Genomic DNA, 13029 nt, shown 5'->3' with positions numbered 1-13029 from the left:
AGTAACGCTGTGCTTTCAGGTCTTGTGTCTGTCAGCCGCTTTCCATTGACGAGACCCTTTGCTATGGAACACCAACCTCTGACCCATCCGGTGAGTGCCGCTCCCGTGCGCGCCGCTCGGGGTGTTTCGCCAACGACGCGCGCCTGGCTTTTCCTCTCGCCGTCGATGCTGTTTCTTGGCGTACTGATTGCCGCCAGCCTCTTGGTACTGCGCATGAGCGTGGGGACCAAAGGCGCGGAATGGTCCGGGTTCAGCCTGGCCAGCTACGCCCAGTTGCTGGAACCCTATTACCTCAAATCCCTGATGCTGACCCTGCGCCTGGCGCTGATCAGCGCGGTGATCGCAGTGATCCTGGCGATCCCGGTGGCCTACACCATGTCGCGCCTGACCTCGCCGTTCGTGCGACGGATCTTCCTGGCGGCGGTGTTGCTGCCGTTGCTGGTCAACCTGCTGCTGCAAAGCTACGGCTGGCTGGTGATCCTCGGTCCAGGCGGCATGCTTAACCAGGCCTTGATGGGCCTGGACCTGATCAAGCGCCCGATCATGCTGTTGTATAACCAGAACGGCGTGTTGATGGGCCTGGTGCAAACCGCCTTCCCGCTGGCCGTGTTGCCGATCGCCAGCGCCATGCGCGGCGTCGCCCGCAGCTACGAAGAAGCCGCTGCCACCCTCGGCGCCAGTCGCTTCCAGGTGTTTCGCCAGGTGGTGTTGCCGATGAGCCTGCCGGGGATCATTACCGGTGCGACCCTGGTGTTCGCCTACAACGCCAGCAGTTTCGTGGTGCCCTTGCTGCTCGGTGGCCGGCGCGTGCCGATGCTGGCGGTGATGGTGCATGACCAGATCGCCCCGTTGATGAACTGGCCCGCCGCGTCCGCCGCCGGCGTGGTGCTGATCGTCACCACCCTCGCGATCATGACCTTGTCCGAATACATCACTGGCCGTCGTCGGCGCATGCTGGAGGCTTCCCAATGAGCACCCTGACCAAGAAACGTTATGGGCTGTTGCCCGGCGAGACCGGCAAGTTCGCCGGCATCCTCTCGGGCTTCATCCTGCTGCTGGCGGTGCTGCCGATCCTGACCATGATCGTGATGTCGTTCAGCGGCGCGTCGAACCTCGACTTCCCGCCGAGCAGCTACAGCCTGCAATGGTACAAGGCCGCCTGGCACACCTTCGTGTCGCCGGACGCCAGCGATGTGCTGAGCCTCGGCCAGGCCATGAGCACCAGCCTGCTGGTGTCGTGCCTGACCATGATTTTCGCCACGATCATCGCAGTGCCTGCGGCCTACGCGCTGACCCGTTGCGAGTTCCGCGGCAAGGCCGTGGCCCTGCAACTGATGTCGTTGCCGCTGGTGTTCCCGATGGTGGTGTTGGGGCTGGCATTGCTGCTGGTGTTCGACAGCCTGCCGTTCCACATGACCACCTCGCGCCTGGTGATTGCCCACGTGATCCTGGCACTGCCGTTCGTGGTGAAGAACTGCACGGCGGCGATGCTTTCCATCGGCAGCGAAGTCGAGGAGGCCGCGCAGATGCTCGGTGCTTCACCGCTGCGGGCGATTGTCGATGTGGTGGTGCCGTTGATGAAGTCGGGGATCCTGGCGGGCATGCTGCTGGCGTTCATCGTCTCGTTCAACGAATTCACCGTGACTTACTTCCTCTACACCATCGATGTGATGACCGTGCCGATCTGGATGTACAGCCGCACCGTGTCTTCGCTCGACCCGACCGTATTTTCGTTTGCCGTGCTGATCGTGCTGATCGACTTCGTCCTGATCTGGGCGCTGGAGAAGCTGGTTGGTGAAGGTGGCGTTTCGTTCTGATTTCTTGAGGTACTTCAAATGTCTGGTCTGATTCTGGAAAACGTCGAGAAACATTACGGCTCGGCCTGCGCGGTAACCGATGTGAACCTGCATTTGCCCGAGGGCAAACTGGTGTGTTTCCTCGGCCCTTCGGGCTGTGGCAAAACCACGCTGCTGCGCATGATTGCCGGCCTTGAAACCCTGACCGGCGGCGAGATCCGCCTGGACGGTGAAGACATCGGCCACACCCCGGCGCACCTGCGCAACTTCGGCATGGTGTTCCAGTCCCTGGCGCTGTTCCCGCACATGACCGTGGGCGAGAACATCGCCTATCCGCTGAAACTGCGCGGGGTCAGCAAGGCTGACCAGCAGGCGCGGGTGGTGGAGTTGCTGGAGCTGATCCAGTTGCAGCAAATGATTGATCGTCCGGTGGCCAAGCTCTCCGGCGGACAACGCCAGCGCGTGGCGATTGCCCGGGCGATTGCCAATCACCCGAAAATCCTCCTGCTCGACGAACCGTTGTCGGCGCTGGACGCCAAGCTGCGTGAATCGATGCAGGTGGAAATCCGTCAACTGCAACAGCGCCTGAACATCACCACCATCATGGTGACCCACGACCAGCGCGAAGCCATGACCATGGCCGATATCGTGGTCGTGCTGGGTGAACACCGGGTGCAGCAAGTGGGTACGCCGATTGAAATCTACCGGCACCCGGCCAACGAGTTCGTCGCGGACTTCATCGGTTCGGGCAACATCTTCCCGGCCACGGCGCTGGGCAACGGCAAGGTCAGCCTGCCGGGTGGCGATGCGCTGCAAGTGCCGATCTGCACGAGCATTGCGGCAGGGGAAAAGGTGAAGATGCTGATTCGTCCGGAAGACCTGCAACTGTCGGCGCCGCAGGCGACGGCGGGCAACCGCTTGCTGGGCAAGGTGACCTTCGTGCGCGATATCGGCGCGACCATCGAGACCACGGTTGAGTGTTCCGGGGTGTCGTTTACCGCGCTGAGCACGCCGTGCCAGGGCTTTGGCCTGAGCGTCGGTCACCCGGTGTCGGTGACCTTGCCGGCGGAGGCTTGCCGGGTACTTGGGGCCTGATCCAGAACTTGTAGTGCCTGAGCTGGCCTCTTCGCGGGCAAGCCCGCTCCCACAGGAGATTTTTAGTGTTCACCAAATTGTGTGAACACCGACGATCCCTGTGGGAGCGGGCTTGCCCGCGAAGGCGTCGGTAGTCGCACCGAAAACTCCGGATCAGATGCTCAACCGCAACCGCGCCAGATCCCTTAACGGCGGCGCCCCGAACAACCGGCTGTATTCCCGGCTGAACTGCGAAGGGCTTTCATACCCGACGCGATACCCCGCCGCCGAAGCTTCCAGCCCTTCGGCCAGCATCAACCGCCGCGCTTCCTGAAGGCGCAACTGCTTCTGATACTGCAATGGACTCATCGCCGTCATCGCCTTGAAACGGTGATGCAGGGTCGACACGCTCAGGTTCACTTCCTTCGCCAGATCATCGATGCGCAACGGCTGTTCAAAGTTGCCATTGAGCCATTTGATCGCCTGGCTGACGCGATGGCTCTGACTGTTGGCGATGGCGATTTCGTACAGCCGATGTCCCTGTTTGCTACGCAGCAGTCGATAGAGGATCTCCCGGCGAATCAGCGGCGCGAGCATGGCGATGTCTTTCGGCGTGTCCAGTAGCCTTGCCAGGCGCAGTACGGCATCCAGCATGGCCGTGTCGAGCCGCTCGACATACAGCCCGCGCCCGGTCGGCCGGGTGGGCACGCCGAGGGGGCCGGCGTCGGCGATCAGCGCGGTGATTTCCGCCGGATCGATGTCCAGGCGCAGGGCCAGGATCGGCTCCTCGGCCGAGACATCCACCACCCGTCCACTGAGCGGCATCGAGACCGAGACCACCAGGTAGTTCAACGGGTCGTAGTTGAAGTACTCGTTGGCCAACTGAACTTCCTTGCGCCCCTGGGCCATGATGCACAGTGCCGGTTGCGCGAGCACCGGGGCAAACTCATGGGACTGGCTGTGGCGGGACATGAACAGCGAGCCGATGGCCGTGGCATAACTGCCATCTTCGGCGGTGTTGCGGCGGATGATCGCCGCCAGTTCCGCGCGCTGCTTTTCCATGTCGGTGTCCAGCGGGGCTTGAAAGTGATCGAGCGACGTCATGCGCGGCATCCTCGGCAGGCATGGAGGGAATGGAGCAGAGCATAAGTTTGTGCAAGTGGCAGCGGTAGACACATCCTGCCGGATGCTTGCCTGATTCTGCATGGGGGGACTTCTATGCCGGCGCATGACAGGCAGTGCCTGCCACCCACCAACCCCAGTAGGAGCTGCCGAAGGCTGCGATCTTTTGATCTTAAAAACAAGATCAAAAGATCGCAGCCTTCGGCAGCTCCTACAGGGCAAACCTGTGACAGGGTTTTACAGCTACTTAGTGAAGTTTCGCAGGATCGTGCAATGCACCGGCAGGAATCGACTAACGGCACCCGGGCAGAGCCCCTTAACCTTTGATCCTGTCGCAGCCCGTCCCCCGGCTGCCACGCGACTCCCCGGGAGGGTTGAACATGTCCACGCAAATCCCCGTCAGTCATATGGCCTTCGTTCGAGCGCGCGCCGGGCGCTCTGCGGAACTCGGTGTGCGTCTCAGCGCCCTGATCGAACCGTCCCGCGCAGCGCCAGGCTGCCTGAGCTTTAGCTTGCAACATTCGCAATGCGATCCGGAGTTGTGGCTGGTGTCCGGTTTCTGGAGTGATCAACAGGCCATGACCGCCTACTTCAACACGCCGGCGATGGAGATTTTTGCCGAGCTGGTGCAGGAACTGGTGGTCAACAGTCTGGATTTCCACACCTTCAAGGATGTCTCGGCGGCGCAGGCCCTCGGTCAGTCCGCACTGGAGGTACACAAACTGGCCGGTTGAGGGTTTAATGACGGCATTCTCAATCAGCCAGGATGCGCGACATGGCACGTAAAGCCTTTGATCACTTCGAAGCTGTTTCCGCTGTAGTACCGGGCGAGGGTGGTTACCACGCCGCTATCGCCGTCAAGGCGCTGGGTGGTTCCGGCGCTCCGCGTTTTCACAAAGTGCTGGAAGGCCAGATCTTCAAGACCGCCCATGACGCCGACCTGGCAGCGGCCAAAGAGCTGACCCACCTCAAGGACGTCAAAGAAGACGCCGACCTGCTCTGGTGATCACTTCACCGCCCCCGGGCGGTACATCTTGAACAACGCCTCAGGCCCCAGCTGGAAATAATCCGCCGGCCCGCCGCCGCGCAGAATCGGTTCTGCCGCGGCGGTGTCGTATACCCCATCCTTCAACAGCCATTTGGCGATATGCACGGCGACCACTTCGCCGAGGATCAGCCAGCTCGGCACCACATTGCCGTCCGCTCGCTGCAACTGAATGATCTGCGTGACCCTGCACTCGAAGGACACCGGGCTTTCGGCCACCCGTGGCACCTGAATGACTTTCGAGGCAACGGTCGTCAGGCCGGCCAGTTCGAACTCGTTGACCTCAGGCCCGACCATCGCGCAGCTCTGGTTCATCTGCTCGGCCAGCGGCCGTGTGGCCAGGTTCCAGGCGAACTCGCCGGTTTGCTCGATGTTGTTCAGGCTGTCTTTGCGTCCGACACTGGAAAAACCAATGATCGGCGGAATGTAGTTGAAGGCGTTGAAGAAGCTGTAGGGCGCCAGGTTCAAGCGGCCCTCGGCATCCTGTGAGGAGATCCAGCCTATGGGACGCGGGCCGACGATGGCGTTGAACGGATCGTGGGGCAGGCCGTGACCGTTGGCGGGTTCGTAGAAGTGGATGTCGTCGGGCATTGGGGAGAGTTTCCAGAGCTTGCGGGGAGACGTGCATGGTGCAAGCACGCGCCGCGGATTTCCAGTCCGACCTTCCCCCTGTAGGAGCAAGCTCGCTCCCACATTGGACCGCATTCCTCCAAGGGTACGCGGTCAACCTGTGGGAGCGAGCCTGCTCGCGAAGGGGCTTGGCAGTCACCCTTGCGGTAACTGCCTGACGTCTGTCAGTCAGTGACGATCCGCGAATGTTTGCGGGTGTCTTTCATGGTGATGTACACCAGCAACGACACGGCAATACAGGCGGTCACGTACCAGTAGTAACCCGTCTCCATGCCGATGCTCTTGAACCACAGTGCGATGTATTCAGCGGTGCCGCCGAAGATCGAAACGGTCAGTGCATACGGCAGGCCCACGCCCAGGGCTCGGATTTCGGTCGGGAACAGTTCGGCTTTTACCACGGCGTTGATCGAGGTGTAGCCGCTGACGATGATCAGCGCCGCCATGATCAGGAAGAACGCGCCCCACCAGGTCGTGATGGTGTGCAGGGTGGTGAGGATCGGCACGGTGAACAGGGTGCCCAGGATGCCGAAGGCAATCAGGATCGGCCGGCGACCGATTTTATCCGACAGCCCGCCGACGATCGGTTGCAGGCACATGAACAGGAACAGCGTGGCGGCGGAAATGGTGGTGGAGTCGGAAATGCTCATGCCGACGGTGTTCACCAGGTATTTCTGCATGTACGTGGTGTAGGTGTAGAACGCCAGGGTACCGCCCATGGTCAGGCCGACCACGGTCATCAGTTCCTTGGGGTGACGCATCAAGGTGCGCATCGCGCTTTCCTTGGCTTTTTCCTTCTTGGTGAAGGACTCGGTCTCTTCCATGCCGCGACGCAGGTACAACGCCACCACGGCACACAGCGCGCCGATGGCGAACGGGATGCGCCAGCCCCAGGCGTACAGCTCTTCGGTGGTCAGCAGTTGTTGCAGCACGATCAACACCGCCAGGGCGATGAGTTGGCCGGAGATCAGGGTCACGTACTGGAAGCTGGAGTAGAAGCCGCGACGTTCCTTGGTGGCCATTTCGCTGAGGTAAGTGGCGGAGGTGCCGTATTCGCCACCCACCGACAGGCCTTGCAGCAAGCGCGCGAACACCAGCAGGATCGGCGCACCGATGCCGATGACTTCATAACTCGGGCTCAGGGCGATCAGCAGCGAACCGAAGCACATCAGGTACACCGAGGCCATCAGGGCCTTTTTGCGCCCGACCTTGTCGGCATACAGCCCCATCAGCCAGCCACCGATCGGACGCATCAGGAAGCCCACGGCGAAGATCGCGGCGGTGTTGAGCAGTTGGGCGGTGGTGTCACCCTTGGGGAAGAAGGTCTTGGCGAAGTACAGGGAGAAGGCGGCGTAGACGTACCAGTCATACCACTCGACCATGTTGCCGACGGAACCGCTGAAGATCGATTTGATGCGGCTGGACGTGGTTCTTGCTTTGGCCGGCACGGCAGCCGACCCAAGCGGCAGGGAGTTGGAGTTATCCATTGAAGGATCCTTCGTTTAATTGTTTTTGTGGAGCGCGTTTAAACGCAGCCTGCAGGGGCTATAGCAGGAGCTGTGCCAAGGGGGAGAGGGCCGGTCTAGAGGGGGGAAGAAGGTTTGGTGAGCGGAAATCCGCTTATTTGTGGCGGGTGATGAGCGGAAATTTGCTTACTCGGAGGGGTATTTGTATTGCCTTTGCCGGCCTCTTCGCGAGCAAGCCCGCTCCCACAATGTTCGGCGTACACAGACCCACTGTGGGAGCGGGCTTGCCCGCGAAGAGGCCAGTTCAGACGCTACAGGAACATCTCCCTGCTCAACCCATGCCGCTGCATCTTTTCATTGAAGGTCCGCCGCGGCAGTTGCAGTTCTTCAAGCACCGCCTTGACATCACCCTTGTGCCGGGTCAACGCCGCGCGCAGGCACTGTGCTTCAAAGGCTTCCTGCTGCGCCGCCAGTGACTGACCGGGCTCGATCCCCGCCGGTACAGGCTCACCGAGCCCCAACACCTGACGCTCGGCGACATTCGCCAGTTCGCGCACATTGCCCGGCCAGTCGTGGCTCAGCAGGTGACTCAGCTGCGCACCGTTCAACGGTGGAAATTTACGTCCCAGCCGTTCGGCGGCGTTTTGGGCGAAGGATTCGAACAGCAGCGGGATGTCTTCACGGCGTTCGCGCAAGGGCGGCAGTCGTAGTTCTGCGACGTTCAAGCGATAGGCCAGGTCTTCGCGAAAACGTCCGGCCCGCGCTTCGTCGAGCAGGTCCGGTTTGGTCGCGGCAATGATGCGCAAATCCACGCGAATGCTCTGGTTCGAACCCAGTCGCTCAAGCTTCTGCTCTTGCAGCACCCGCAGCAATTTCACCTGCTGGGCCAGCGGCATGCTTTCGATTTCATCGAGAAACAGCGTGCCACCGTCGGCGTATTCGAGTTTGCCGATGCGCTTGCCAGACGCCCCGGTGAACGCACCGCTCTCGTGACCGAACAGTTCGGCCTCGAACAGTTGCTCCGGGATGGCCGCGCAATTGAGTGCGACAAAGGGCTTGTCGGCTCGCGACCCGAAGTCATGCAGGCAGCGTGCGACCAGCTCCTTGCCGCTACCGGTTTCCCCGCGAATCAGCACGTTCACCGGCAGGGCTGCCAGGTCCAGCACCTGCCGGCGCAGGGTCTGCAAGCCACGGGACACGCCGAGCAGCGTGGCATCGAGTTTGGCGCGGTTGTCCGCCTGCTCGTGCAGTGCGCGGTTTTCCAGCACCAGCCGGCGCTTGTCGAGGGCGCGGCGCAGGCTGCCGAGCAGGGTTTCCGGGCTGAAAGGCTTTTCGAGGAAATCGTAGGCGCCGTCGCGCATGGCCTCGACGGCCATCGGTACGTCGCCATGGCCGGTCAACAGGATCACCGGCAAGTCGGCATCCCGGCGTTGCACCTCGGCCAGCAGTTCCAGGCCGGTCATGCCGGGCATGCGCACATCGCTGAGAATCACCCCGGCAAAATGCTTCGGTAGCTGCGCCAGACACTCGTCGGCGCGGCTGAACAGCTGCACCTCGAAACCCGACAGGCTCAACCATTGCTCGACGGCACTGCGGATGCTGCTTTCGTCGTCCACCACCATCACTGAGTTCAGCATGGTTCATGCACCTCCTGGTCGATGGGCAAGGTCAGGGTAAACACGGCACCTTTGTCATGATTGTCGGCAGTCAGGCGCCCGCCGGATTCGTGAACGATGGCAAACGATACGGCCAAACCGATGCCCAGGCCATCGCCCACCGGTTTGGTGGTGAAGAACGGATCGAACACCTTGGACAGGTTCTCTTCGGCGATACCGCCACCGTTGTCGATCACGCTCAGGCGCCACAATTGTTCGTCGGCTTCGAGGCGGATTTCCAGGCGTTTGCAGGGTTTGTCCTGCATCGCATCGAGGGCGTTGCGCAGCAGGTTGATCAGCACCTGTTCCAGGCGAATCGCATCGCCGCGCACCCAGGCCGGACGGGTCAGGTGCAACACGGTGCTGACCTGTTCGTCGCGCAGCCGGGTGTCGAGCAGTTGCAACGACTGGTCCACCACCGTCGCCAGGTCCAGGCGTTCGCGCAAACCGCTGGGGCTTTTGCGGGCGAAGGTTTTCAGGTGGCCGGTGAGGGCGGCCATGCGCGTGAGCATTTCATCCACCGGTTTGAGCGCCTTGTAGGCGTCGTCGACCCGGCCGTGGTCGAGCAGCAGGCGCAAGGTCGCCAACTGCATGCGCTGGGCGGTGAGTGGCTGGTTGATCTCGTGGGCCAGGGCGGCGGACATCTGCCCCAGCGCCGCGAGTTTGGCCGACTGCACCAGGCCTTCCTGGGCGGTGCGCAGGTCGCGGGTACGCTCTTGCACCAGTTGTTCGAGTTCTTCTCGGCTGCGCTGGCGCAGCTTGGCCATGCGCCAGCGCTGATTGAGAAACAGCAGCAGAAACACCAGGGTCAACCACAAGCCGGCCGCAGCGAGGGCTGCATTGCGGCTGTCTTCGAAGGCGACTTGCGGGCGCCGCAGCAGATGCAGGGTCCAGCCCTCGGCTGTCAGCGGCAGGGACTCCCACAGGTAGTCCGCCTTGCCGTCCGGGCCATTGACCCGGAGGAGGTCACTGTTGTCGTCGAAGCGCCGCAATGATTGAAACTCCAGCGGCGTCAGGGGCTGCTTGTCGTATTGGCGGGTGGCCTTGAGTTCGGCGTGATCGCTGTCGCCGAGCGGCTTGAGCAGGCGATAGCGCCAGCCCGGCTGGTTGGCGATGAAGATGATCCCGCGCGCGTCGCTGACCAACAGCGTGTCGCTGCCCTGGCGCCACTCGCGTTCCAGTTCGGGAAATTCCAGTTTCACCACCATGGCGCCGAGGAACTGCCCGTCGTCATCGCTGACCGCGCTGGAGAGGAAGTAGCCGGGAATCCCGCTGGTCACGCCTACCGCGTAAAAACGCCCGGTGCCCTGGGTGCGGGTCTGGTTGAAATAGGGACGGAAACCGTAGTTATGGCCGACATAACTGCTAGGCAAACGCCAGTTGCTCGCCGCCACGGCCAGACCGGTGCGATCGAGCAATTCCAGGGTCGAGGACTCGGCGGCGCCGTTGATCTTTTCCAGTTTGCGGTTCAACGCATCCTGCTGCCCGGGGCTCACCGTCCCCTTGAGTGCCGAGCGCAACTCCGGGTCCAGCGCCAGCACGGCGGGCAGGGCGCGGTAACGTTCGATCAGGGTATGCAGCGACGTGGCATAGAGCGCCAGTTGCTGATTGGCTCGGGCGGCGTCTTCGACCATTGACTGGCGCACGGCGTGGCGCATGGCCAGGGTCGCGGCGATGGCGGCGCCGGCGATGATTAGCAAGGTGTAGAGCGCCAGGCGCAGGGATCTAGAAGTCGGGAGCATCGAACGTAAATCGGACAAAAGATAGGAGGCGCAAGATAGCATGCGGACTATCTTGCGCCAGATCTCATCTCACTGCGCCCCAGTGGATACCTTGAGCTTTCAACGATTTATGTTTCGTCTCATCTGTTCCAGTTCATCTGTCAGTTTCCCCAACGAAACTACCGAGTTCCCGGAGTTGCTCAGATCATCATTGTTCAAGTGTGCTTCATGCATTCTGTTGGCTAGCCCGGTCTGTTCAGACAGGTTGTCACCAGTATCCTGATTGGCTCCACGTGTTCGGTAGAGGGTGAGCCGGTGAAAACGCAGGAGTGTTTCACGGAGAAACGTTTCCCATGCTCAGGGGGAAACTCGACGGGCAAATGGCCGCTTATGAGTCGCCTTGTACGGCGTTATCCCGAGAATATTCCCAAGCGTTTCACTGCGAAACGCTTCGAATGACCAGCACTCACACATGGCTCCGCCCTCGAGAATGGCGCGTATCAAAACAACCCCGCTTGGATTTTCTGCTGCAGCAGCGCAGCTAGTTCACGGCAGGGGTATTGGGCTTGCAGCCCCCAGGCTTTACAGCCGAGTGCATGCCGAAAAGCTCCGGCGTCCATGAGGTCCTGAGCGCTCCCACACAACCGACAGCGCACCAGCGGGCCGTCGAGCGTCCAATGCTTATTCCAGGCTTCCAGCGGCAGGTAGGTCACGGACATTCAAACTAGGCCTTTGGCGAGGTACGACAAGGGTGTGCGTGCGCGTAAAACCATTTACTGCAAGTGATGGTAGGCCAGTCCCCGGGGGTTGGTAATCAGAAGGTACAAAAAAGCCGCGCTGTCATACAAACAGCGCGGCTTTTTTAATCAGCGGTTAAGTGCTTACTGCACTTCCACCGCCAGGCTCTCACTGATCTTTTTCTGCCAGATGGCAGGACCTGTGATGTGTACGGACTCGCCCTTGCTGTCGACGGCAACAGTCACCGGCATGTCCTTGACCTCGAACTCGTAGATCGCTTCCATGCCCAGTTCGGCAAACGCCAGCACCTTGGACTTCTTGATCGCCTGGGCGACCAGGTAAGCGGCGCCGCCGACGGCCATCAGGTACACGGCCTTGCTGTCCTTGATCGCGTCGATCGCGGTCGGGCCGCGCTCGGATTTGCCGATCATGCCCAGCAGGCCAGTCTGCTCGAGGATCTGACGGGTGAACTTGTCCATCCGCGTCGCGGTGGTAGGGCCTGCCGGGCCAACCACTTCGTCACCGACCGGATCGACCGGGCCGACGTAGTAGATGAAGCGACCTTTCAGGTCCACCGGCAGGGTTTCGCCCTTGTTCAGCATCTCGACCATGCGTTTGTGCGCAGCGTCGCGACCGGTGAGCATCTTGCCGTTGAGCAGGACGGTTTCGCCCGGCTTCCAGCTCTGCACGTCTTCCGGGGTCAGGGTGTCGAGGTTGACGCGACGGGCTGACGGGCCGGCTTCCCAGACGATTTCCGGGTAGGCGTCCAGCGGTGGCGCTTCCAGCGAGGCCGGGCCGGAACCGTCGAGCACGAAGTGCGCGTGTCGGGTGGCGGCGCAGTTCGGGATCATGCACACCGGTAGCGAAGCGGCGTGGGTCGGGTAGTCCATGATCTTCACGTCGAGCACGGTGGTCAGGCCACCGAGGCCCTGGGCACCGATGCCCAACTGGTTGACCTTCTCGAACAGCTCCAGGCGCATTTCTTCTATGCGGTTCTGTGGGCCGCGGGCTTTGAGCTCGTGGATGTCGATGGATTCCATCAACACTTCTTTGGCCATGACGGCGGCTTTCTCGGCGGTACCGCCGATGCCGATGCCGAGCATGCCCGGTGGGCACCAGCCGGCGCCCATTTCCGGGACGGTTTTCAGCACCCAGTCGACGATCGAGTCGGACGGGTTGAGCATGGCCATTTTCGACTTGTTCTCGGAACCGCCGCCCTTGGCCGCCACGTCCACTTCCACGGTGTTACCCGGAACGATGGAGTAGTGGATGACTGCCGGGGTGTTGTCCTTGGTGTTCTTGCGAGCGCCCGCCGGGTCGGCGAGGATCGAAGCGCGCAGGACGTTTTCCGGCAGGTTGTAGGCACGACGCACGCCTTCGTTGATCATGTCGTCCAGGCCCATGGTGGCGCCATCCCAGCGCACGTCCATGCCGACACGGACAAACACGGTGACGATGCCGGTGTCCTGGCAGATCGGGCGGTGGCCGGTGGCGCACATGCGCGAGTTGATCAGGATCTGCGCCATGGAGTCACGGGCCGCTGGCGATTCTTCGCGCAGGTAGGCTTCGTGCATCGCCTGGATGAAATCCACGGGGTGGTAGTAGGAAATGAACTGCAGGGCGTCGGCAACGCTCTGAATCAGGTCGTCTTGCTTGATCACGGTCATGAGTCGCGCTCCTCTAAAAGACGGGAACATTCAATAAGGTGCTTGCAGCTTGGGTGCATCGGTCGGTTGCAAGCACCTTTCAAGGCACGCCGGGCATGCTGGCGCGACGCTAAAAAGG

Annotated in this window: 12 protein-coding genes; 5 read left to right on the top strand and 7 right to left on the bottom strand. The window is 61.6% G+C overall.

The window, feature by feature from the left end; genetic code table 11:
- The first annotated feature begins 63 nt into the window (after window positions 1-63).
- The 3 genes from KSS91_RS23270 to KSS91_RS23260 are packed head-to-tail and all read left to right on the top strand — an operon-like array spanning window position 64 to window position 2891.
- The gene (locus tag KSS91_RS23270; RefSeq protein WP_217836246.1) at window positions 64-972 is read left to right on the top strand and encodes an ABC transporter permease; all 909 of its coding nucleotides are present in this window, start codon (window positions 64-66) and stop codon (window positions 970-972) included.
- Entirely contained in the window at window positions 969-1817 is an 849-nt protein-coding gene (locus KSS91_RS23265; protein WP_007978496.1) for an ABC transporter permease, read from the top strand. The genes KSS91_RS23270 and KSS91_RS23265 overlap by 4 nt, the downstream gene beginning before the upstream one ends.
- An 18-nt stretch (window positions 1818-1835) precedes the next feature.
- Window positions 1836-2891 (top strand): ABC transporter ATP-binding protein, encoded by a 1056-nt coding sequence (locus KSS91_RS23260; protein WP_217836245.1) that lies wholly within the window; start codon window positions 1836-1838, stop codon window positions 2889-2891.
- A gap of 153 nt (window positions 2892-3044) precedes the next feature.
- On the opposite strand, the gene KSS91_RS23255 is transcribed toward KSS91_RS23260, so the two are convergent.
- Complete coding sequence (locus tag KSS91_RS23255; protein WP_217836244.1) at window positions 3045-3974, bottom strand: AraC family transcriptional regulator; 930 nt, start codon at window positions 3972-3974, stop codon at window positions 3045-3047.
- 398 nt (window positions 3975-4372) lie between these two features.
- Between KSS91_RS23255 and KSS91_RS23250 the strand changes: the two genes are divergently transcribed.
- The gene (locus tag KSS91_RS23250) at window positions 4373-4726 is read left to right on the top strand and encodes a putative quinol monooxygenase (protein WP_015096641.1); all 354 of its coding nucleotides are present in this window, start codon (window positions 4373-4375) and stop codon (window positions 4724-4726) included.
- A gap of 41 nt (window positions 4727-4767) precedes the next feature.
- On the top strand, window positions 4768-4998 hold the full coding sequence (locus tag KSS91_RS23245; protein ID WP_015096640.1) for a hypothetical protein: 231 nt from the start codon (window positions 4768-4770) through the stop codon (window positions 4996-4998).
- Here the strand turns inward: KSS91_RS23245 and KSS91_RS23240 are convergent, their stop codons facing one another.
- From KSS91_RS23240 to KSS91_RS23215, 6 genes are all read right to left on the bottom strand, one after another.
- A complete protein-coding gene (locus KSS91_RS23240) occupies window positions 4999-5628 on the bottom strand; it encodes a flavin reductase family protein (RefSeq protein ID WP_217836243.1) in 630 nt (209 codons plus the stop codon).
- Between the two features lie 203 nt (window positions 5629-5831).
- Window positions 5832-7151 (bottom strand): MFS transporter, encoded by a 1320-nt coding sequence (locus KSS91_RS23235; protein WP_217836242.1) that lies wholly within the window; start codon window positions 7149-7151, stop codon window positions 5832-5834.
- A gap of 290 nt (window positions 7152-7441) precedes the next feature.
- Window positions 7442-8767, bottom strand: a complete 1326-nt coding sequence (locus KSS91_RS23230; RefSeq protein ID WP_217836241.1) for a sigma-54-dependent transcriptional regulator — start codon at window positions 8765-8767, stop codon at window positions 7442-7444.
- A complete protein-coding gene (locus tag KSS91_RS23225; protein WP_217836240.1) occupies window positions 8761-10527 on the bottom strand; it encodes a sensor histidine kinase in 1767 nt (588 codons plus the stop codon). The genes KSS91_RS23230 and KSS91_RS23225 overlap by 7 nt, the downstream gene beginning before the upstream one ends.
- A gap of 479 nt (window positions 10528-11006) precedes the next feature.
- Window positions 11007-11225, bottom strand: coding sequence for a hypothetical protein (locus tag KSS91_RS23220; RefSeq protein ID WP_217836239.1), 219 nt, complete (start codon window positions 11223-11225; stop codon window positions 11007-11009).
- Window positions 11226-11387: 162 nt separating this feature from the next.
- The gene (locus tag KSS91_RS23215; RefSeq protein WP_015096634.1) at window positions 11388-12911 is read right to left on the bottom strand and encodes a fumarate hydratase; all 1524 of its coding nucleotides are present in this window, start codon (window positions 12909-12911) and stop codon (window positions 11388-11390) included.
- Window positions 12912-13029: the final 118 nt, after the last annotated feature.

This window comes from Pseudomonas azerbaijanorientalis (assembly GCF_019139795.1).
Classification (GTDB): domain Bacteria; phylum Pseudomonadota; class Gammaproteobacteria; order Pseudomonadales; family Pseudomonadaceae; genus Aquipseudomonas; species Aquipseudomonas laurylsulfatiphila.
Note: the sequence above shows the minus strand (reverse complement) of the source record. Positions and strands in the feature narration are given on the sequence as shown.